The sequence below is a fragment of the Neotamlana laminarinivorans genome, from assembly GCF_020523925.1.
Taxonomy (GTDB): Bacteria; Bacteroidota; Bacteroidia; order Flavobacteriales; family Flavobacteriaceae; genus Neotamlana; species Neotamlana laminarinivorans.
Map to the genome: position 1 here is coordinate 629,052 of NZ_JAJAPW010000001.1, position 21,776 is coordinate 650,827.

General features: G+C 29.7%; 23 protein-coding genes and 1 tRNA gene. 16 read left to right on the plus strand and 8 right to left on the minus strand.

Going from position 1 to position 21,776, the window contains the following annotated elements:
* Positions 1 to 166: 166 nt before the first annotated feature.
* Together purU and LG649_RS02890 are read left to right on the plus strand one after the other, a co-directional pair.
* Positions 167 to 1,021: a formyltetrahydrofolate deformylase gene (gene purU, locus LG649_RS02885; RefSeq protein ID WP_226540710.1), complete on the plus strand. Its 855-nt coding sequence runs from the start codon at positions 167 to 169 to the stop codon at positions 1,019 to 1,021.
* Positions 1,022 to 1,175: 154 nt separating this feature from the next.
* Positions 1,176 to 2,273 (plus strand): OmpA family protein, encoded by a 1,098-nt coding sequence (locus LG649_RS02890; protein WP_226540712.1) that lies wholly within the window; start codon positions 1,176 to 1,178, stop codon positions 2,271 to 2,273.
* Between the two features lie 138 nt (positions 2,274 to 2,411).
* On the opposite strand, the gene LG649_RS02895 is transcribed toward LG649_RS02890, so the two are convergent.
* Positions 2,412 to 2,487: transfer RNA gene (locus LG649_RS02895), tRNA-His, on the minus strand.
* Positions 2,488 to 2,559: 72 nt separating this feature from the next.
* The gene (gene bshB1 / locus LG649_RS02900; protein ID WP_226540714.1) at positions 2,560 to 3,282 is read right to left on the minus strand and encodes a bacillithiol biosynthesis deacetylase BshB1; all 723 of its coding nucleotides are present in this window, start codon (positions 3,280 to 3,282) and stop codon (positions 2,560 to 2,562) included.
* Between the two features lie 297 nt (positions 3,283 to 3,579).
* Here bshB1 and LG649_RS02905 point away from each other — a divergent pair, with 297 nt between their 5' ends.
* Together LG649_RS02905 and LG649_RS02910 are read left to right on the plus strand one after the other, a co-directional pair.
* Positions 3,580 to 5,418 (plus strand): SLC13 family permease, encoded by a 1,839-nt coding sequence (locus LG649_RS02905; RefSeq protein ID WP_226540716.1) that lies wholly within the window; start codon positions 3,580 to 3,582, stop codon positions 5,416 to 5,418.
* Positions 5,419 to 5,430: 12 nt separating this feature from the next.
* Positions 5,431 to 6,120 (plus strand): DUF2490 domain-containing protein, encoded by a 690-nt coding sequence (locus tag LG649_RS02910; RefSeq protein WP_226540718.1) that lies wholly within the window; start codon positions 5,431 to 5,433, stop codon positions 6,118 to 6,120.
* A 3-nt stretch (positions 6,121 to 6,123) separates the two neighbouring features.
* Here the strand turns inward: LG649_RS02910 and rlmF are convergent, their stop codons facing one another.
* Entirely contained in the window at positions 6,124 to 7,002 is an 879-nt protein-coding gene (gene rlmF, locus LG649_RS02915) for a 23S rRNA (adenine(1618)-N(6))-methyltransferase RlmF (RefSeq protein WP_226541095.1), read from the minus strand.
* A 103-nt stretch (positions 7,003 to 7,105) separates the two neighbouring features.
* Between rlmF and LG649_RS02920 the strand changes: the two genes are divergently transcribed.
* The gene (locus tag LG649_RS02920; RefSeq protein ID WP_226540720.1) at positions 7,106 to 7,765 is read left to right on the plus strand and encodes an HAD family hydrolase; all 660 of its coding nucleotides are present in this window, start codon (positions 7,106 to 7,108) and stop codon (positions 7,763 to 7,765) included.
* Between the two features lie 195 nt (positions 7,766 to 7,960).
* Here the strand turns inward: LG649_RS02920 and LG649_RS02925 are convergent, their stop codons facing one another.
* From LG649_RS02925 to mscL, 3 genes are all read right to left on the minus strand, one after another.
* Positions 7,961 to 8,551, minus strand: a complete 591-nt coding sequence (locus tag LG649_RS02925; RefSeq protein ID WP_226540721.1) for a lactoylglutathione lyase family protein — start codon at positions 8,549 to 8,551, stop codon at positions 7,961 to 7,963.
* A 193-nt stretch (positions 8,552 to 8,744) separates the two neighbouring features.
* Entirely contained in the window at positions 8,745 to 9,641 is an 897-nt protein-coding gene (locus tag LG649_RS02930; RefSeq protein WP_226540722.1) for a DUF2167 domain-containing protein, read from the minus strand.
* 101 nt (positions 9,642 to 9,742) lie between these two features.
* The gene (mscL, locus tag LG649_RS02935; protein WP_226540723.1) at positions 9,743 to 10,204 is read right to left on the minus strand and encodes a large conductance mechanosensitive channel protein MscL; all 462 of its coding nucleotides are present in this window, start codon (positions 10,202 to 10,204) and stop codon (positions 9,743 to 9,745) included.
* Between the two features lie 148 nt (positions 10,205 to 10,352).
* Between mscL and LG649_RS02940 the strand changes: the two genes are divergently transcribed.
* On the plus strand, positions 10,353 to 10,952 hold the full coding sequence (locus tag LG649_RS02940; RefSeq protein ID WP_226540724.1) for a SatD family protein: 600 nt from the start codon (positions 10,353 to 10,355) through the stop codon (positions 10,950 to 10,952).
* Complete coding sequence (locus LG649_RS02945) at positions 10,949 to 11,665, plus strand: DUF3307 domain-containing protein (protein WP_226540725.1); 717 nt, start codon at positions 10,949 to 10,951, stop codon at positions 11,663 to 11,665. The genes LG649_RS02940 and LG649_RS02945 overlap by 4 nt, the downstream gene beginning before the upstream one ends.
* Positions 11,666 to 11,668: 3 nt before the next feature.
* Here the strand turns inward: LG649_RS02945 and ccsA are convergent, their stop codons facing one another.
* Both ccsA and LG649_RS02955 read right to left on the minus strand, forming a co-directional pair.
* Positions 11,669 to 14,863, minus strand: a complete 3,195-nt coding sequence (gene ccsA, locus LG649_RS02950) for a cytochrome c biogenesis protein CcsA (protein WP_226540734.1) — start codon at positions 14,861 to 14,863, stop codon at positions 11,669 to 11,671.
* Between the two features lie 154 nt (positions 14,864 to 15,017).
* Complete coding sequence (locus LG649_RS02955; RefSeq protein ID WP_044632028.1) at positions 15,018 to 15,407, minus strand: group III truncated hemoglobin; 390 nt, start codon at positions 15,405 to 15,407, stop codon at positions 15,018 to 15,020.
* A 58-nt stretch (positions 15,408 to 15,465) separates the two neighbouring features.
* Between LG649_RS02955 and LG649_RS02960 the strand changes: the two genes are divergently transcribed.
* The 9 genes from LG649_RS02960 to LG649_RS03000 all read left to right on the plus strand — a co-directional run bounded on the left by LG649_RS02960 (position 15,466) and on the right by LG649_RS03000 (position 21,751).
* A complete protein-coding gene (locus LG649_RS02960) occupies positions 15,466 to 16,233 on the plus strand; it encodes a Rossmann-like and DUF2520 domain-containing protein (RefSeq protein WP_226540736.1) in 768 nt (255 codons plus the stop codon).
* Positions 16,214 to 16,744, plus strand: coding sequence for a KdsC family phosphatase (locus LG649_RS02965; RefSeq protein WP_044632030.1), 531 nt, complete (start codon positions 16,214 to 16,216; stop codon positions 16,742 to 16,744). The genes LG649_RS02960 and LG649_RS02965 overlap by 20 nt, the downstream gene beginning before the upstream one ends.
* A gap of 3 nt (positions 16,745 to 16,747) precedes the next feature.
* Positions 16,748 to 17,065 carry a hypothetical protein gene (locus tag LG649_RS02970; RefSeq protein ID WP_226540739.1) on the plus strand — a complete coding sequence of 106 codons (318 nt, stop codon included), beginning with the start codon at positions 16,748 to 16,750 and terminating at the stop codon, positions 17,063 to 17,065.
* Between the two features lie 3 nt (positions 17,066 to 17,068).
* The gene (locus tag LG649_RS02975) at positions 17,069 to 17,983 is read left to right on the plus strand and encodes a geranylgeranylglycerol-phosphate geranylgeranyltransferase (RefSeq protein ID WP_226540741.1); all 915 of its coding nucleotides are present in this window, start codon (positions 17,069 to 17,071) and stop codon (positions 17,981 to 17,983) included.
* The gene (locus LG649_RS02980; RefSeq protein ID WP_226540743.1) at positions 17,983 to 18,573 is read left to right on the plus strand and encodes a Maf family nucleotide pyrophosphatase; all 591 of its coding nucleotides are present in this window, start codon (positions 17,983 to 17,985) and stop codon (positions 18,571 to 18,573) included. The genes LG649_RS02975 and LG649_RS02980 overlap by 1 nt, the downstream gene beginning before the upstream one ends.
* A 27-nt stretch (positions 18,574 to 18,600) precedes the next feature.
* Complete coding sequence (locus tag LG649_RS02985) at positions 18,601 to 19,539, plus strand: septum formation inhibitor Maf (protein WP_226540745.1); 939 nt, start codon at positions 18,601 to 18,603, stop codon at positions 19,537 to 19,539.
* A gap of 5 nt (positions 19,540 to 19,544) precedes the next feature.
* Complete coding sequence (locus tag LG649_RS02990; RefSeq protein WP_226540747.1) at positions 19,545 to 20,096, plus strand: mechanosensitive ion channel domain-containing protein; 552 nt, start codon at positions 19,545 to 19,547, stop codon at positions 20,094 to 20,096.
* A 23-nt stretch (positions 20,097 to 20,119) separates the two neighbouring features.
* Positions 20,120 to 21,202: a magnesium/cobalt transporter CorA gene (gene corA, locus LG649_RS02995; protein ID WP_226540748.1), complete on the plus strand. Its 1,083-nt coding sequence runs from the start codon at positions 20,120 to 20,122 to the stop codon at positions 21,200 to 21,202.
* An 81-nt stretch (positions 21,203 to 21,283) separates the two neighbouring features.
* A complete protein-coding gene (locus LG649_RS03000; protein WP_226540749.1) occupies positions 21,284 to 21,751 on the plus strand; it encodes a hypothetical protein in 468 nt (155 codons plus the stop codon).
* The last annotated feature ends 25 nt before the right edge of the window (positions 21,752 to 21,776 follow it).

Here is a 21,776-nt window from a genome sequence, read left to right on the forward strand (position 1 = left end):
TCTCTATTTTTCATAATGATAAATTTTATTGTTCATTTAATAGACGATTATTTTGTAAAAAAGATGCAAAAATTATTCACGATTTATGTATTAATCATAAAAAATAAAAAAATTAACAATTTTAATACTATTTAAATTAATTTTGAATGCATTAAACAAAGAATAAATGAACAAAATAACCATATTAATACATTGCCAAGATCAACCAAATATTATAGCTTCTGTAACCAATTTTATAGTTAAAAAAAATGGAAACATTGTATATATAGATCAGCACGTAGATCGTGAACAGAACATATTCTTTATGCGATTAGAAAGTGAATTTTCTGAAAATAATTTTTCTACTGATGATTTTAAAACTTGTTTTAAAGAAGATTTAGCAGATAAATTTATAATGAAATGGCGCATTTATTCATCTGAAGCAAAACCTAAAATGGCACTATTTGTTTCAAAATACGATCATTGTTTATACGATTTACTTGCTAGATATAATTCTGGAGAATTAAACCTTGAGATTCCTTTTATAATTAGTAATCATAATGATTTAAAACATATAGCTGATAATTTTAAAATTCCGTTTTATCACATTCCTGTAACTAAAGCTACAAAAGCCGAAGCCGAAAACAAACAATTAGAGCTTTTAAAAAAACATAATATAGACTTTATTGTTCTAGCGCGTTATATGCAAATCGTTTCTAGTAAATTAATAGATGTTTATACTAATAAAATAATAAACATTCATCATTCATTCTTACCAGCTTTTGTTGGTGCAAAACCGTATCACTCTGCATACGTTCGCGGAGTTAAAATTATTGGAGCAACAAGTCATTATGTTACTGAAGAACTTGATGCAGGACCTATAATTGAACAAGATGTAACTAGAGTAACACACACACACTCAATTAACGACCTTATAACCAAAGGGCGAGATTTAGAAAAAATTGTTCTTGCGAATGCTGTAAAATTACATGCAAACAGAAAAGTTATGGTTTACAACAATAAGACTATAATTTTTACATAATTTTTAAGTAATTACCTACATTTAGTTACATATTAGTAAAGCAGGATTAACATTTTTTTAAGAATTTTTAATTAATTTTAGTGACCGTTCATTTTTTTTCGTGTCATAAACATGAAAGAATAAAAAACCGTTATAAATAACTAAAATTAAAACAATGAAAAAACAATTATCTATTGGGCTAATGTTACTATTAGGTGTAGGATTTGCAAATTCACAAAACTTACCTGCAAATCCAGATCCGGGCAAATGTTACGTAAAATGTATTACTAAAGATGAATTTACAGATGTTGAAGAAACTATTGAAGTTTATCCGGCATATACAAAATTAAAAGTAGTACCTGCAACATACAAAACTGTTGAAGAGCGTGTTTTAGTAAAAGAAGCTACTAAAAAGTTCGTTTATGTTCCTGCAACTTACGAAACTATTGATGTGCCTTACACTAAAAAAGAAGGTAGAAATAATTTAGAGGTTATTCCTGCTAGTTTTGGCTCTGATTCAAGAACTTTTGAAGTATATCCTGCAACTTCTGGTTGGGAATACAAAGAAACAGCTTGTGATTCTCCAAATAAAGAAGACTGTGTTGTAGCATGTTTTGTTGAGTACCCATCACAATCTAGAGAAGTAAGCTATACTACTTTAGCAAACGATGCTAGTACAAAAAGTATCCCTGTTCCAGAAACTGGTTCTACTTACAAGAAAAGAGTTATCAAAACTCCAGCACGTATGGACGAAATTGAAATTCCTGCTGAATATGCAACTATTACCAAGCAAGTTTTAGACCAACCTGCTACTACAACTAGCGTTACTGTTCCTGCTAAAACACAAACTATTACCAAAACTGTTTTGGCTAAAAAAGGAGGTATTACTACTTGGGAAGAAATTGATTGTGGTTTATTAAGTGCTAATGTTTTACCTATTTTTTATGAAACTGCAAGTGCTAGAATTACTCCTGCTTCAAAAAAGATTATTGATGAAACTTTATTACCATTATTAAACAATAAGCCTGTTAGCATTGAATTAATGTCTCATACAGATTCTAGAGGTAACGACGATTATAATATGTCTTTATCACAACAACGTGCTAACTCTGTAGTTAACTATTTAGTTTCTAAAGGCATTTCTAGAAGTAGATTGTCAGGTAAAGGTTATGGTGAAACTCGTTTAGTAAACCGTTGTTCTAATGGAGTTTCTTGTTCAGATTCTGAGCACCAAAAGAACAGAAGAACAGAGTTTAGAGTTATAAACAACTAGTAGTAATAATAAACTCATTTTTATTATAAAAAAGCCTTTCTTAAATTAGAAAGGCTTTTCTATTTATATTATACTATTGACTTTTAAAGTACTATATACAAAAGAAGCCCCTCCTTAAAAGGAGAGGCTTTTATTTCTGGGTGGAAGATCGGTCTCGAACCGACGACCTCCTGAACCACAATCAGGCGCTCTAACCAACTGAGCTACAACCACCATTTAATCGCATTATTTAATGCGAGTGCAAATGTAATTTATTACTTTGTATCTACAAAAAAATTTTTCAATTTTATTTCAAATTGTATAAACTATTTACAGCAACGTAGCGCTCAACTGTAAAGCCTTCTGCGTGTTCTACTCCTATTAGTCTTCCTAAATCTCTTGCTCTATATATCACACTATCAGTAAAATTCTTGCTAGAAATAGGTGTTGCAGGCTCTCTACTGTTAGCGTTAAAAAATTGTGTTTTATAAGCTAAAACAGCTTCCATTTTTTTATCAATAAAATTTGTTACATCTACAACAAAATCGGGTTTAATATCCTTCCATTGTATATAATGATAAACGTGTTTAGGTCGCCAAGGCTTTTGTAGTTCGTTTTCTTCATCAAGTTTAGTTTCTATTTTTACTAAACCACTTAAAAAGCAGGCATCACTAACAAGTTTACTGCCTTTACCATGATCAATATGACGATCATCAATAGCATTACAAAGTACAATATCGGGTTTGTACTTTCTTATCATTTTAATTATTTCAAATTGATGTTTTTTATCGTTAATAAAAAATCCATCAGCGAAAGCTAAATTCTCTCTAATTACAACTCCTAAAATATTTTTTGCATCTTCTGCCTCCTCTGCTCTAGTTTTTGCAGTACCACGAGTTCCTAACTCTCCTTGAGTTAAATCTACAATCCCTACTTTTTTACCTTCAGAAATTTCTTTTGCTAAAGTGGCTCCGCATCCTAACTCAACATCGTCAGGATGTGCTCCAAAGGCTAAAATATCTAACTTCATATTCTTATTTTTAAACTTGGTATGCAAAATACAAACATGTACACTTTTAAATAACAATTTAACTTAAAAATAAACAGAATTTTAACCTCTTATAATTTATAATATTTTTCTTTTGATTTAATTAAATTAAAAATGCTCAAAACTAAAACGTAGTAGTTTCAATAATCTTTAATTTAATCACCCTAAAAACACTAATAATTTAAAAATTAAAGCTTTTAACAAAGCATGATATTAGTCAGTTTTAATACAAACTCTCTATAGTAATTTTACCCTGTAATTAATACAAAAATTTCAGGTATGCATTTAATGTTGTTTATTTTAGTTGTAACTATTGGTTTGTTTGTTTGGGGAAAATTTACGCCAGATATTGTGGCATTAATTTCCATGATAAGTTTATACCTTACTGGTATTTTAACTCCTAGTGAAACGCTAAGTGGCTTTAGCAACCCAACGGTTATTATGATTGCTGCTCTTTTTATTATTGGCGAAGGTATTTCGCAAACAGGATGGACTGCCGTTGCTGGTAAAAAGTTTATTGAATGGGCAGGTAAAAGTGTGCCTAAATTATTAGTTATTGTTAGCTTAGGCGCTGGTGTATTATCTGGTTTTGTTAGTAATACCGGTACTGTTGCTACTTTAATGCCACTTACAATTTCTTCGGCTTGGAGTATTGGTACACTACCCTCTAAAATGCTTATGCCTGTTGCATTTGGATCTAACACTGGTGGATTATTAACTTTAACAGGAACACCTCCAAATATTATTGCTAGCAATGCCTTAGTTGAAAATGGATTTGAAGGCTTTTCGTTTTTTGAATTCGCACTTATTGGTTTACCTCTATTAATTATTGCTCTAATTTATTTTAGATATGTAGCTTACAAGATTTTACCAAAAAACAAAACCAATAATAAGCCTGTAAATATAGAGTCTACTTTACACAACTGGATTAAAGCCTACCAAGTTAACGATGCTTATTACAGACTTAGAATTCGTTCTGTTTCTCCTTTAATCGACACTAAACTAAAAAAATGGAAATTAGAGAAAAATTATAACGTATCGGTAATTCGTTTAAAGCGCAGACATCCAAATATGCTTAAAGGCATTCCGCAATACGAGGAATTTCCAGATTTAAATACAAACTTGAAATATCATGATATCATTACTGTAAAAGGAGATACTGAAGCTATTAATAAATTAATGATTGAATTTAGTTTAGGATTATTGCCTCTAGAGCCAGAAACCGATGAGTTAAAAAACAATTTAATTAATCAAGAGGTTGGTATGGTTGAAGTTATTGTAAACCCAAACTCAATTTTTGTTGGAAGAAAATATAAACTAGGCGATTATTTTAATCGATTTGGTATACAATTATTAGCAGCTTCTAGAAACAATAAGCCACTTACCAAAAAAGAATTTACTGTTGAGGCTGGCGATTCATTTATTTTAAGAGGAAGCTGGGATAGTATTGAAGAATTAAAAAACCAACATGGAAATTTAGTTATTTGTGGAAGCCCTGAAGGTATGGCAAAAAACGTTGAAAGTCTTAATCACAAATCTTACATTGCGCTAGGTGCGCTATTATTAATGATTGTTTTTATGGTTTTTAAAATTGTACCAGGATCTATTGCTGCTTTAATTTCTGCAGGAATAATATTACTAACAGGTTGTATTCCTATGGCAAAGGCCTACAAAGGTATTAGCTGGATTAGTGTTGTAATGATTGCTGCCATGATACCAATGGGTATTGCACTACAAAAAACAGGAACCGCACAAGTAATAGCAAATGCTTTAGTAGATTATTTGGGAGCCATTCACCCTGTTGTTCTACTAGGTGGTGTATTTTTATTAACAACTACATTTAGTCAAGTTATTAATAACTCTGCCACCGCTGTATTAATGGCACCAATTGCAATTCTTGCGGCTAATTCTTTAAACTTATCACCAGAACCTTTTATGATTGTGGTAGCCATAAGTGCTTCAACTGCATTTTTAACACCAATTGGCACAACAACAAATGCTATGGTAATGACATCTGGTGGTTATAAATTTATGGATTATTTAAAAGTTGGGGCACCTTTATTATTAATATTCTTAATTATATCTATGCTATTGGTACCTGTTATTTGGCCATTTTAAACACTCCTAATCATGAAAAAATATATAATTTTAAGTGTCGTATTAATTACGATAAGCACAACTTTTGCCCAATCTCCAGTAGAAGATAAAATAGGGTCTTGGTTTACCTATGGCGCTAGTTACAGACTTACAGACAAAGTTAGTATTAGCAATGTGGTTCAATCTTGGCATTATGAGATTCCTGATAATTTCAACTTTTTGTTTACCAGCTTAGTTTTTAACTATCATGTAAATTCAAAATTAACAGCTTCGGCTTCATATGGTTTTAATGATATTGATAGCGGATTTAACAAACCAGGAACACATACCTACGAAAATAGATTTTACGAACAATTAGGATACAAACAAACTATTGCAAAATTACCTTTTGATTTAAGAATTCGTCTTGAACAACGTTTATTAAATAAACCAGAACCAACTGAAAATGTTTTACACCACAGAACACGTTATAGATTAGGCACTAAAATAAAATTAAATAACACCTTTTTTATACGATTACACAACGAGTTTATCTGGACTATACAAACCAATAAAAATGATGGTTTTACAGAAAATAGAGCCTATGGCGCTTTTGGTGTTAATGTTTTTAAATCGGCAAATGTACAAGTAGGTTATTTAAACAGAAAAGTAAAAGGGCTAGATTTACACCGTTTACAATTAGGATTTTTTTATAAAATAGATTTTAGGAAAACCAATAATTAAATTTTATTGAAATGTCCACGCTATAATTCTAGATAATTTATGGCCTTGCCCCATGTTAATAATTTTTACTTGAGTAGCTTTTAATTTTTTTAAAGAAACTTCTAAACCTTTAAGTAACTCTTTTTTAGACACTAAAGATGTAAACCAAATACAATTATCTTTAAAACCTGTACTCTCATAAATATAATTATGAAGAAAAGCCTTTTCGCCACCTTCATACCAAAGTTCGTTATGTTTACCCGAAAAGTTTCTCGTTAATTTTTCTTTTGTAGTCTTTAAATTATTTTGCTTTCTTGTGGTAGCATCAATAGCTTCTTTTTCTGATTTGTAAAAGGGCGGATTACACATTGAAACCGAAAATCTATCTGATGGCTTTATTACACCATTAAGAATATGCTTTACTTCCTTTTGATACCTAAAGGAAATTTTTTTTGATAAATTGTTTGATGCAACAATATGTTCCGCACTTTCTAAAGAAGATTTATCAATATCGGTTCCTACAAATTGCCAATTATATTCCGCATAGCCTAACAATGGGTAAATACATGTTGCTCCTGTACCTACATCTAAAACCAAAATATTTTTAGTAATGTTATGGCCTATTAACAAATCATTTAAATAATGAATATAATCAACTCGTCCAGGAATTGGCGGGCATAAATTATCATCTGGAAATTCCCAATATTCAATATGGTAATGGCTAATTAATAAGGCTTTATTTAAAAGTTTTACAGCCTTAGGATTAGCAAAATCTATAGTTTTTTTATTGTATTTATTTACATAAACAAAAGTGTTTAGCTCCGGACAAACCAAACATAAAGCATCTAGATTATAACCATATTTATGCTTATTATTCTTATGTAATTCTGTTTTCGTTTTAATTTTTTAAAATATTTATTAGCTAAAGTGCTTATATAATTTTAAAACACCAAAAGAAATTTAGGAAGCCTTTTCAAATTCATATATATTCGTTAAAAAAACTATTATGCTTAAAGCCGTAATTTTTGATATGGATGGTGTTATTATTGATAGCGAACCTTTACACCATAAAGCTTACCATAAAATGTTTAATGATGTTGGCGCCAATGTATCTAAAGAGTTATACGAATCGTTTACAGGACAATCTACACTTAACGTTTGCAAACAAGTATGTGAAGTTTTTAATTTAAATGAAGCTCCAGAAACACTGGTAAAACTTAAGCGAAAACATTACAAAAATATTTTTGAAAATGATGACGCACTACAACTTATTGATGGTGTTTTAAAGCTAATTAAAAATTATCATGCCAATGGTTTAAAGCTTGTTTTAGCTTCTTCGGCATCAATGCCAAGTATAAATCAAATATTTGAACGTTTTGATTTAAATCAATACTTCTCGGCTAAATTTAGTGGTGCCGATTTAAAACAAAGCAAACCACATCCAGAAATTTTTATAAAAGCCGCAGAGTCTACAGGTTTTAAAAATGAAGAGTGCCTAGTTATTGAAGATTCTACTAATGGCATAAAAGCAGCTAATGCTGCAAATATTTTTTGTATTGGTTACGACAGTTTTAACTCAAAAAATCAAGATTACAGTTTAGCAGATTTAGTTATTAACAATTTTAACGACATTACATACAACAAAATAAAAAATATAATTCCTTAAAACTGCTTACCATAAATTAAGCGTTCTAAATAAATATATATAACGTACTATATTTAAAATCAATACGTAATTTTAATATCTAAAATTAGTGTATACTTCTTTCATCTATACGCGTAACTTAAAAAAAAACTAAACCTCCAAAAATTTTTAATTTAAAAATTTTGAAGGCTAGTTCATATTAATAATCAAATAAAATTATTTGTAGGCTCCTAGCGAATATTGTAATTCATAGGAATGTGAATATATTTCGAAAACTATTCCGAATGGATCTTCTACATAGCACATACGGTAAGGTTTCTCTCCAGGATAATATTCTCGTATTGGCATTCTTTGTTTACCTCCTGCTTTAACTATATTTTTTACAAGTCCCTCAACATCTGGATCTTGCACTGAAAAATGAAACAAACCTGTTCTAAATGGTTCAAAATTTGGTTTAAGTTCTTTACTTTCTTTAAATTCAAATAACTCAAAACCTATTTTATCTCCAGAAGATAAGTGAGCTATTTTAAAAGATTGCCAACCTTTGCCAAATACATCAATACACATTTTGCCGATTGCTGTTTTATTTTCTTCTTTTATAACTGTAGGTTCAATTATAACATAAAAACCCATAACCTCAGTATAAAATTTTACAGCTTCATCAATATCAGGAACCGTAATTCCGATATGAGAAAATGTTTTTGGGTATGTTTTTGGTAATAAATTTGAATTTTTAATTTGATTTTGTGCATTGCAAAAAGTTATTGTAAAAAATAATAACGCTATTAATCTTAAACGTATTTTCATTGTTAATGTATTTTAATTTATGCGAAAATAAAACCAAAAACTCTGACAAACAATAGCTTACAAAAAACTCACATAGTTACTTAAAAGTGTATTTTTTAGATTTCCAAAGGCTTATAGTTAATTTTTTTTTTAGTAAATAAATAAAAAAAGAGAGCCTCTGCCCTCTTTTCTGTTTTTATGATTAATTTAAAAATTAAGCATCTTTATCATTACCGCCTCCAAAAAGTTTCTTTTTAAAGGCACCAAACATACCTACGGCTCCAATAGCTATAAACTTCCAAAACTTTAATATTACAGCAAAAAAACCGGCTTTGGCTAAAATTTTACCAGCGACTAAACTTCCTATACCGTAAGCAGCTACTTCATCTATATCTGGGTTAAAATCTGAATATCTATTACCCGAAGTAAACTCTACACTTTTTAAAATATTTTCCCTGTCTTTATTAAAGGTATCTAAAATATTTATATCTCCAATGGCGTTTAAATTTAAATACCCTTTACGTCCCAAAATTCTAATATTATAGTTTAATGTATTAACCTCTGTGTCTTCAAATTTTAATTCTTTGGCCCAATGTAGTTTTTTATTTTCGGCATCATAATATGGTTCTGAAGCCCAACCAACAATTTCAATTTCTGGGTAACCTAATCTTACACGCTCTTCATTTTCTGCTACCGCATCATTTTGCATTTCTAATAATAAATCTGAATAATCTATATCATCAGCGTCATCATCATCAATATAACCTTCTTCTGAATAAATAATTTCTACAGCATAAGTAAAATTATCATGCATTGGAGTCATATCTTCAGGCAGTAACATTCCTAAGGATGTGCTTGGTGGATTTCCCCATAAATCGGTTAAAACGCGTTGTGCTTGTATACCATCTAAAAATTTAAAACCTTCGGGCACATTAAGCTCCGCTAAATTATCGCCTAATATTATTTTACCATAACCATAGTTAAAACTATTATCTATGCTATCCATGGTTTTTTGGTACTGCTCTAAATTAAAGCTTAAAGTGTCTATTTCTTGTTGTGCATAAATACTTGTATTAATAAATAATAACAATAAAAAAGTAATTTTCCTCATAATAATTTGGGTGTGATTTAATAGTTTGAGGGTTTAAAAATAACTTTTAATTTAAAAATTTATGCTTCTTGTATGAAAATTTCGATAAACTAAAGGTATTACTATCTTTTATCTGTTAAAACAGTACTGTTTTGTAATAACTTATTCTGCTCCTCCATTAAATCGGTTAATTTAGATAGTAACTCAATATCTTTTGGAGTAACCACAGTTTCGTCTTTAGAGTCGTGAGATTTATTTCGTAACCGATTCATAAATTTAACTATAATAAACACAGTAAAGCCAATTATTAAAAAATCTACAGCAGCTTCAGCTAAAGCACCGTAGCCAATAGCTACTTCTTCGGTTTTTATTGTTCCATCTACATTATTTACGGCATCTTTTAATATAATACGCTTATCTTGAAAGTTTACACCATCGGTTAATAAAGATAAAGGTGGTAAAAATACTTTTTTAACTAAAACATCTACAACTTTGTTAAAGGCGGCACCTATTATTATACCTATGGCCATATCCATCATGTTTCCTTTTACAGCAAATTCTTTAAACTCATTAAATAACTTCATATAATTATATTTTAATTTATTATTTTAAATATAAAAATTCATTTTAAAATATCTGTTAAAAAAAAGATAATATTAAATATCTTTTAATTAAAGGATATTTTTGTTTATCTGATAAAAATAATATATTTTTGAATAAATACTATTAAAAATGATAGCTATAATTACTGGCGATATTATAAATTCAAGGCAAAGTGAACCTGAACAATGGTTAAATTCACTTAAAACTTGCCTACTATATTTTGGTAAAACACCCAAAACATGGGAAATTTTTCGTGGCGATAGTTTTCAATTAGAAGTTAAACCTGAAGATGCTCTTTTTGCCAGTTTTTTAATAAAATCCACTATTAAACAATATAAAAATATTGATGTTAGACTTGCTATTGGTTTAGGTGAAAAAAATTATGACTCTTATAAAATTACAGAATCAAATGGATCTGCTTTTATAAATTCTGGTGAATGTTTTGAAAGTTTAAAGAAAAATACTTTAGCTATTAAATCTAGGTTTAAAAATTTCGATATAACTTTAAACCTTATGTTAGAACTAGCACAACTTACCATGAATAACTGGACTAGTATTTCATCATTAATAATAAAAACAAGTTTAGAAAACCCTGATATGAAGCAAAACGAACTGGCTGAATTACTAAAAAAATCGCAAAGTAATATTAGTGAAGGCCTTAAACGTGGTGGTTTTGATGAGATTTTAAAACTTCTAGACTATTACAAAAACCAAATACAACAACTATGATTGCCTTAGCCATTAAATTAATTCTAGCTCATTTTATTGGTGATTTTTTACTGCAACCACAAAAATGGGTTACACATAAGGAAGCTTACAAGCATAAATCTAAATACCTGTATTTTCATATTTTAGTTCACTTAGGCGCTTTACTTTTTGTGCTTCAAGCAAATTTTAAATATTGGCTAGGAATTTTAATAATTATTGTTAGTCATTATATAATTGACGTTATTAAACTCAATTTAAAATCTAAAATAAATTCAAGACTTCTTTTTGGCTTAGACCAATTGGCGCATATTATAATTTTAGGTCTTGTTTTAAGAATATACGAACCAGTAACGTTTAATTTTAAACTATTTTACAAAACAGAAATTCTATTATTCGTTACATCTATTATTGGTATAACCTATGTATCTTTAATAATTATGAAAACCATAATCTCTAAATGGGATTTAAAGGAATATACCGAAGAAGCTTCGCTAGAAAAAGCTGGAGCTTATATTGGCATGCTCGAGCGTTTATTTGTATTTGCATTTGTAATTACCCAACACTGGGAAGGTATTGGTTTTTTAATTGCTGCAAAATCGGTGTTTCGTTTCGGAGATTTATCTAAGGCCAAAGACCGAAAATTAACCGAATATATTTTAATTGGAACCTTACTTAGTTTTGGGTTAGCCATTATATTTGGCGTTACTTTTAACTATATAAAAGACTTAATTTAATTTCTATTTTTTATAATACTTTGCATAGCCTCGGTAGCTAACAAAACCTAAAATAGCAACTATACCACAAGCTATACCAATAAATTTTAAACTTACAATTTGGTCGCCACTTGCGTAACTGTGTAAACCTGCTAAGTAGAAATTAACACCAAAATAAGTCATCATTATACTAGCAAAAGCTACAATAGATAATAAGTTGTAAATCCAACGGCCTCGTAAACCAGGAACCAAACGCATGTGTATTACAAAAGCGTAAACCATAATACTAATTAAAGCCCAAGTTTCTTTAGGATCCCACCCCCAGTAACGTCCCCAACTTTCGTTAGCCCACATACCACCTAAAAAGTTACCAATAGTTAGCATAACTAAACCAACAGTTAAAGCCATTTCGTTAATTATTGTAAGTTCTTTAATGTTTAAATCCATTTTAGCTTTATTATTTTTATTGGTAAATGCCATTAAAAATAGTGACACAACACCTAAAATCATAGCTAAAGTAAATGGACCGTAACTAGCAACTATAACCGCTACGTGAATCATTAACCAATAACTATTTAATACTGGTTGTAGGTTAGCAATGGCAGGATCCATCCAATTCCAGTGTGCTATCATTAAAATCATTGAAGTAACAAATGCTGTTGAAGCTAAAGTTAAATCACTTTTTCTACCAAAGGCTAAACCAAAAAACATAGTTGCCCAAGCTACGTAAATCATAGACTCGTAAGCATCACTCCATGGCGCATGTCCAGATATATACCACCGTGCTATTAAGCCAGCTGTGTGTAAAATAAAAATCCCATAAATAATAAACTTAAAAATATTAACCGATAGGTTTAATGCTTTGCTTTTATCTTTAAATATTTGAATTATAATTAAAATAAACATTAATGTACCTGCATACATATACCAACTAAACAGCTTCTTAAAAATGTCGTATTTGTTATAAAGTATTTCAGTTTTAATTTTTTTATCGCTTAACATAACCTCTCCACCGTACTTTTGCTGAGTTTTTTTAAAGGACTCCACAATTTTTGAAGCTTGAGAAAAATCGCCTGTTTGTTTAGCCTGATTTAAGGTATATAAGTATACCTCTAAACCATTTTTTATAAAATTGGCATAAAGCGAATCTTGTATAGGAACTGCACCTAATTTGTATTCGTAGGAAGAAATCCATTTATTGTTTTCATCCTCTGGTATTGGAAATAATTTTAAAGATGCGCCTTGAATGGTATTATAGAGTAAAGTAACACGCTCGTCTGTTTCTTTTATTTTCTTCTGATATCCGTTAGGAATAGCAGCACTGTAAGCTTCCTCTAAATATGGACTTAATTTATATGAACCATCTTCGTTTATAAAATCGTTTAAAGCAAAATGTTTTCCTTCTTTAGGTACACCAATTATAGTTCTTAAAGAATCCGTTTCCATTGGACGCAAATAAATAATGGGCACATTGTACCAAAATACCGGACTTTCTTGCATTGAAAGAAATACTTGATCTGCCGATAAACCTTCATAGGTGTCACTTTTACTTAACTTTCTTAACAACTCTGAAGCATAAGTGTTAACAGGCATCATACGGCCACTTAAATCTTGAATTACCAAATGTCCAAACTCATTAGCATGATCTTTTGGAGAAACATTAGCCTTTAAAAGCGAGTCAATTTGAGCTTTACTTGATTTTTGTGGCGTGCTGTGATTATGTCCATCGTTAGCAGAATGTTCTTGAGCTAAACCATGTAAACCAACAAATAATAATAAAATAGTGGCGGCTTTTATTTTTTTGGCTTTAACCTTATCTAATTGCTTTTTTAAATCGCCAAAACGCGAACTTTTAGTAAATAAAATAGCCATTAAGCCTAAATACAACATTAAATAACCAAAATAGGTTATCATAGTTCCCCAATAATCATGGTTTACAGATAGTATTGTTCCTTTTTCGTCAGGATCGAAACCAGATTGAAAGAACCGATAGCCTTTATAATCTAAAATGTTATTCATAAATATTTTATAGTCGAAACTTTCGGCTCCCTCATCAATAACAGTAACTTCGCTTGAATAAGCAGAATAGCGCTTTTCGGTTCCAGGATATTTTTCAGCTTCAAAATCGTTTAGCTTCACAGAGAATGGCAATTCTAAAACTTTCGAGCCATAGTTTAAAGCAATTTCTAATCCTCCAACTTCAATTTGCTCAAATTTACTATTGGTTCCCATTCCTCCTATTAATCCCACCTTTTTGGTTTCTCCGTTTGCAGTAACATTTAAAACCACACCATCTTCATCGTTTTTAAATAACTCTGATTTTTTAACCACATCGAACACGCCTTTAACTACAGGTTTAGGAAACACCACTTGCATATTACCAATTACATATCTAGCTCTTAATGCTAACGGTTGTATGGTATCTTTAATTAACTTTCCCTGTGCCATAGTTGCCATAACCATATACTCACCTTCAAAAGGAGAATTAATAGTTAAAGAATCGCCATAATTTGTAATATTTATGGCACCTGGCGTTGGCTTATTTAATGCAAAAAGTATGTTGTGTATACTTGCTACTTGACCTTCTTTTAAAAAATGATTATGTGGCCCGTTTTGTCCAGCTTCAACTAGCTTTAAGTAAGATTCTCCAGTTTCATCTGGCACAATATCTTTTTCTGCACCAACAACAAATTTTTCTAGCTCAAAACTTACTGGCTGATTGTTGTATTTAGTTTCAATACTAAAATTGTTATCCATTCTTCCTGAAAAATCAACTTTATCTTGAACGGTTAACCTTTGGCGAACACCATCTATTTCATAATCACCATCAATAAAGGCAGTAATATATGTTTCTCTTGATAAAAATGAACTTTCTGTTGCTCCTTCTCGAATGGCCATCATACCTTCGAAACCAGTGTAACGTGTTACAAAAGCACCCAACAAAATAAAAATGAACGCTATGTGCAGAATAAAAGTAGCCCATTGCTCCTTTTTATAAAGTTTATAACGCTTAATGTTACCAACAAAGTTAATTACAAAAAATACCATAATAGCTTCGAACCACCAGGTGTTATAAATTAAATTTCGTGTATATGGCGTTGGAGATGTTTCTTGTCCGGCATCTAAAAATGTACCTGTTGCCATTGCAGCGGCAAAAACAATAAATAAAATGGCGGTAAGACGTGTTGAAAAGAGAATTTTGGCTAGTTTATTTTGCATAATTTCACCCTTTTTTTAAAGGTTTTGCAAATTTAACCAATTATGTTTATTTGCGGGTGTTAAATTTAACTTAATACGGCACTTAATTGCAGATAAATAAACACTTTTATGTACTAGAAGTAAATTTTTTAATTACTATTGGTAAACCTCTAAATCACTTTACCGTTCTAGCTTCAAAAATTTTCATGTAAAGAAATGTACTCATTTTTCGGGCTCTATTTTTGGCTATTTCTGCATATTCACCTTCAAATAACTCATTAACAGTTTCTAACCATAAATTTAGCCATAAACCAAAGTGTTCTTGATTTATAACATGCTTATTATCTTCATCAATTTGAATATGCGTTTTTAAAGGGTTGCCATAATATTTCGTTTTTAAAAACAAACTCGACTCCCAAAAACTGGTTAAATTTTCTAAATGATCATCCCAATCATTAATTACATGAAAAAAAGGCGCTAAAACTTCATCGTTTTTTACTTTTTTATAAAACGATGACACTAATAAATACACATCTTTTCTGTTTTGCAAATCGGGTTTATCCATATTAAACAAAGATACAGGTTTTATATAGTTATTATTCTTTTATTTCTATTTTTGCTTTATGATTTCAGTAGTAATTTTAGGTGCTGGCAACGTAGCCACTCATTTATTTAAAGCTTTACAAAACAGCAAAGAAGTTATTGTAAAACAATGGTATAGTAGAAATTTAAACCATATTAGTTCGTTTAAAAACAATGTAAATATTACAGACGATTTAAAACAACTTGATGAAGCAGATGTATACATTCTAGCTGTTAGCGATGACGCTGTAGCGGAAGTATCATCGCAATTACCCTTTGATAACCGATTAGTTGTGCACACCTCTGGAAGTGTAAACATTCACGATTTAGATAAAAAACATAAACGCGGTGTATTTTACCCTTTACAAAGCTTTAGTAAAGATGCTAAAATAGATTTTGAAAACGTACCTATTTGTATTGAAACCATTGAAAAACCTTGTTATCACACCCTAAAAGCTATTGCTATAAGTTTAGGTAGCCCAACCAAAAAAGTAAATAGTAGCCAACGTGGTGTTTTACACTTAGCTGCCGTTTTTGTGAATAACTTTACCAATCAATTATATCGTGTAGCTCATGAAATTACAGAAAGTGAAGGTGCCGAATTCGATTTACTAAAACCACTAATTTTAGAAACAGCTTTAAAAGTGCAAGACCACTCGCCTTACATGGCACAAACTGGCCCTGCAAAGCGTAATGATAAAAAAACCATAAAAAATCACTTAAAATTATTAAGTAACGAACATCATAAAGACATTTATAAACTCTTAACCGAATCTATTCAAATAACACATGGAAGAAAAAAGCTATAAAGAATATTTAGAACATATTACTACTTTTATTTTTGATGTTGATGGTGTTTTAACCAACAGCATGGTTTTAGTTACCGATGATGGCGAATTACTAAGAAGTATGAATGCCAAAGATGGTTACGCCATTAAAACCGCCATAAAAAATGAGTTTAATTTTTGCATTATTACTGGAGGAACTAACCAAGGTGTAAAAAAACGTTTAGAAGGTTTAGGTGTAGAAGATATTTACTTAAATGCACACGAAAAAATTAATCAGCTAAATGATTATCTTGTTAAAAAGAATATAAAACCCGAAAATGTACTTTATATGGGTGATGATATGCCTGACATTCCTGTTATGGAAGTTGTTGGCTTACCATGCTGCCCACAAGATGCTGTGCCGGAGGTTAAAAATGTAGCAAAATACATTTCTCATAAAAAAGGTGGCAAAGGCGCTGCTAGAGATGTTATCGAGCAAGTTTTAAAAGTACAAGGCAAATGGGCTGGAAATTTCTCGGCTAAAAACGATTAAAATTTGAAAAGAACTAGCAGGCGCATAGGTAATGGTTTTGGTTATAGTGGCTTTGGCAACAATCAAAGTGTTTTTAACCAAAGTTCTAGGCGTGCTTTTTCTAGTTTAAAAGATAAATTAAATAGCGAAACTCATTTACATTTTGAGCTAGATTTTCTTCATAAAAAACTCACCAAAGAAGAAAAAGAAACTATTAAGAATAAAATTAGAAAATCTGAAAAACGAAAGAGTATTAGAGTTTATATTCTTGCCAGTTTTTTACTTATTATTTTCTTAGTTTTTTTAAAAATTCTTGTCACCAACATTATGAATAAAGCTTAAATTATGGCATTTTTAAAACTAGTACGCTATAAAAATTTAATCATTTTAATTTTAGCACAACTGTTAATTAAATATGCATTTTTACAACCTTTTGGTGTTTTAACTAGCTTGAATACATTTGGTAATTTACTATTAATATTAGCTACTATTTTAATTGCTGCGGCAGGTAATATTATAAATGATATTTATGATGTTAACACCGATACAATTAACAAACCAGAAAAAGTAATTATTGGCAAAATTATTTCTGAAAAATGGGCTTTTAATGCCTTTATTATACTTAATATTTTAGGTGTTTTATGTGGCTTTTTTGTATCGTATATTGTTAATAAACCTCCTTTTTTTTCATTATTTATAATTATATCTGTATTACTTTATTTGTATGCCACATACTTAAAACAATTACCTATTATAGGAAATGTGATAATTTCTATATTAGTTGGCTTTAGTATTTTAATAGTGGGTATTTTTGAATTACTTCCGGCTTTAACTCCAGATAACAAGGTTATTCAGATAGCCTTTTTCAAAATTATTTTTAAATATTCTGTATTCGCATTTACTATTAATTTATTACGAGAAATAGCTAAAGATGTTGAAGATTATGAAGGCGATTTAAATCAGAACATGAAAACACTTCCTATAATACTAGGTAAAAAAAACACAAAGTATATTTTATCAATTTTAAATTTTGTACCACTTATACTTATTATTATTCATATTAATAACAGGCTTTATAAACATACATTTGCAGTTATATATTTTTTAGTTTTTGTAGTAGCTCCACTACTCTACATTTGCATAAAAACTTTAAGCGCACAAACAAAAACAGATTATACTCACCTTAGCAAAGTATATAAAATAGTCATGGTTTTTGGTTTACTTTCATTACTTTTATATAAGTATGTAATTTTAACATAATGCTTTCAGATAAACTTAAAAACCATAATATTATACTTGCTTCTGGCTCTCCTAGAAGACAACAATTTTTAAAGGATTTAGGAATTAATTTCGAAATTCGTTTAAAACCCATAAAAGAAGATTACCCTAATAAATTAACTCATTTTGAAATTAGTAATTATCTAGCAGAATTAAAATCGTTACCTTATAAATCAGAATTAAAATCAAACGATATTTTAATCACTAGTGATACTATTGTGTGGCATAATAACAAAGCTTTAGGAAAACCCACAGATTACAATGATGCTTTTGCTACACTAAAATCTTTAAGCAACACAACTCACGAAGTTATTTCATCTGTCAGTTGCACAACAACTACAACCCAAAAAACATTTTTTGATGTTACCAAAGTTACCTTTAAACCTTTAACAGATGGCGAAATAGATTTTTACATCAATACCTACAAACCATTTGATAAAGCTGGCGCTTATGGCATACAAGAATGGATTGGACAAATTGGTGTTACTAAACTAGAAGGCTCATATTTTAATGTTATGGGATTACCTATTAACCTTCTTTATAAAACGTTAAATGCTTTAATTGCAGCTTAATTATTCGTAATTTTAAATAAAAAAATTATGGTTTTCTCTTTAAACAAACATCAAAAATTACTTTCTGGTTTTATTTTTCTTTTTGTTATTTTAACTTCTTGCAAATCCGAAACCGAAAATACCACAAAATTAGCGGCAGTAATAAATTCAAAAAAAATTAAAGACTCTGTTAACAACATTACAAAACCAAAACAACCGCTTTCAAAAGACTTTAAGACATATTGGTATGCCAATGAAGCAGAAATTTCATCGTATAAATTGCAACAATATCGATATGGCGAACTTCGAGAAGGTACAGCTATTTTAGTATATGTAACCGAAGACTTTTTACCTAATAAACAAGTAAAAGCAGATAAGTATAACCCTAAAAACATACCCGTTTTAAAACTAAATGCTACAAAAAAATTTGTAACGGGAATTTACCCTTATTCCATAATGCAGAGCACCTTTTACCCTGTTGCAAACAACCAACACGCTTTAAAAGTTTCAACTTCAATACAAGAATGGTGCGGACACGTTTACACCCAACTTAATAATAAAAACGACTTTGAAATTACAACGCATTCGTACTTTGAGTCGGAAGCAGATTATACAAGTTCTATAGAAAAAACTATTCTTGAAAATGAACTATGGACACAATTACGTATTAACCCAAAAACATTGCCCACAGGTAATTTAAAAATTGTGCCTTCTTTAGAGTCTACTAGACTTAATCATTATAAAATTAAAGCTTATAACGCAAATGCTGTTCTAAAAAATAATTCATATACTTTAACATACCCAGAATTAAACAGAACATTAATAATTAATTTTAACTCCAATTTTCCTTTCGATATTTTAAGTTGGGAAGAAACTGTTAATGGCTCGACCACCACAGCCACAAAACTTGAAACCTTAAAATCTGATTATTGGAATAAAAAAAGCACAACAAACGAGGTGCTTCGTGAACAACTCCAGCTAAAATAAAATATATGATTTTAAACGAATATAAAAGTGAATTAATAATTTCAACTATAGTTTTAGCTTCTATTATTATTATAAAACTATTAGTAACCTTTACTGTTACAAAAATCGCCATTAAAAACGGTATAAATGATGCACGAATAAGATTAATTAGACGCTACATTACAGTTACTTTAATACTAATTGCATTAATTATTGAAGCTTTTATTTTTGGTACCGAATTAGAGCAACTTGCTCTTTTTTTCTCATCAATTTTTACAGTTTTAGGTATTGCATTATTTGCCGTTTGGTCTATTTTAAGTAACATTACTTCTGGTGTAATCATGTTCTTTAACTTCCCATATAAAGTAGGGGATAAAATAAAAATCCATGACAGCGATTTTCCTGAAAAAGGAATTATTGAAGACATTAGAGCCTTTCAGCTAATTTTAAGATTAGAAAATGGCGATTTAGTTACATACCCTAACAACCTTATTTTACAAAAACCAGTAACTTTAGTAGAAAAAGATGCCATTGTTGAAATGACAAATGATATTGATGATGAAGGCGATGCTATTTAATTTTATTTACTTTTTAATTAAAAATGCCCAAAAAACGTATAACTAAAAAAAAACGGAATTTACTTTCTAAAAAAAGTATTGGACAAATTCCTGGTAGTGTTATTTACACTGGAAAAAAACCAGATCAAAAATTATTTATTGAATCGTTCGATTATAACGAAGAAATCTGTATAGAAAAAGAACTTACCAATGTACAAGACTGCTTTAACTTTAAACCCGGTACGATAACCTGGATAAACGTTAACGGATTAAACCACGTTGCAACTATTGAAAAAATTGGAGAACACTACGAGTTACACCCGCTTGTTTTAGAGGATATTGCTAATATCTCACAACGCCCAAAAATTGATGAGTACGACGATTACATTTTTGTGGTTTTAAAAATGTTGTATTATGATGATAACGACACCATAGTTTCAGAACAAGTTAGCTTTGTTTTAGGCGAAGAATATGTACTTTCATTTCAAGAATCTGAAGGTGATGTTTTTGATAGTGTTAGAGAACGAATACGCCAAGCATTAGGTAGAATTAGAACATCGCAAGCCGACTATTTACTTTATGCATTAATGGATGCTATTGTAGATCATTATTTTACAGTTATTGAAATTTTAGGGGATAAAATTGAAGATTTTGAAACTGCAATTTTTGCTGGGAATGTAGATGAAGATGCTAATAAAAACATAAGAGATTTAAAAAAAGAAATTCTTCGTGTGCGCAGAGCAATATTTCCGCTGCGTGAATTATTAAACCGTATTGAAAAAACCGAAAACACCTTAATCCAACAAAAAACAATTACTTACTTCAGAGACATTTACGATCATTTAATTCAAGTTTCAGAAAATATTGAAATTTATCGAGAAATGGTATGGAGTTTAATGGATATGTACATGACATCCATAAGTAATAAAATGAATGAGGTCATGAAAGTATTAACCATAATGGCTTCAATTTTTATTCCACTAACATTTATAGCTGGTATTTATGGTATGAATTTCCAATATATTCCAGAACTTCATTATAAATACGGATACTTTATTGTTTGGGCTGTAATGATAGTTATTATTGCAGGGATGCTATACTATTTTAAACGAAAAAAATGGCTTTAAATTTTTAACTGTCATTTTTTCATTTGGTATATTTTTTGAAAATGAATTTTTAAAATTTGTTTAATTTAAAATGTACAAATAATGAAAACACTTAAAGTTATTCCAATTTTATGTTTACTATGCTTTAGCTGTTCTGCGCAAGAAAAACAGCAAAATAAATCAGATTCCCAACTTAAGCCCAACGAAAACGTACAAGTAAATAAGGAGTATGATGAATTTGGTAATTTAATTAAATACGATTCTATTTATTCGTATAGCTATTCTTCTGGTAATAAAATTAATGATAGCCTTAAACTTCAATTTCAGCAACATTTTAAAAATCATTCTATTTTTAGCGATTCATTTTTCGATGATTTTTTTAAAACCGATTCCATAACTGGTAGTTTTAATCATAAAAACTTCTTTTTTGATGGTTTTACAAGTCAAGACCAACAAATTAAAAGTATGATGAAGCGTATGGACTCTATTCAACAATTATTCTTTAATAAAAATCAACCTTTAATACCTGCAGAGCCAGATCAAAAAAACATAAGCTATAAACGTATTTAATAATTAATGCTTTAAATCGTTAAAG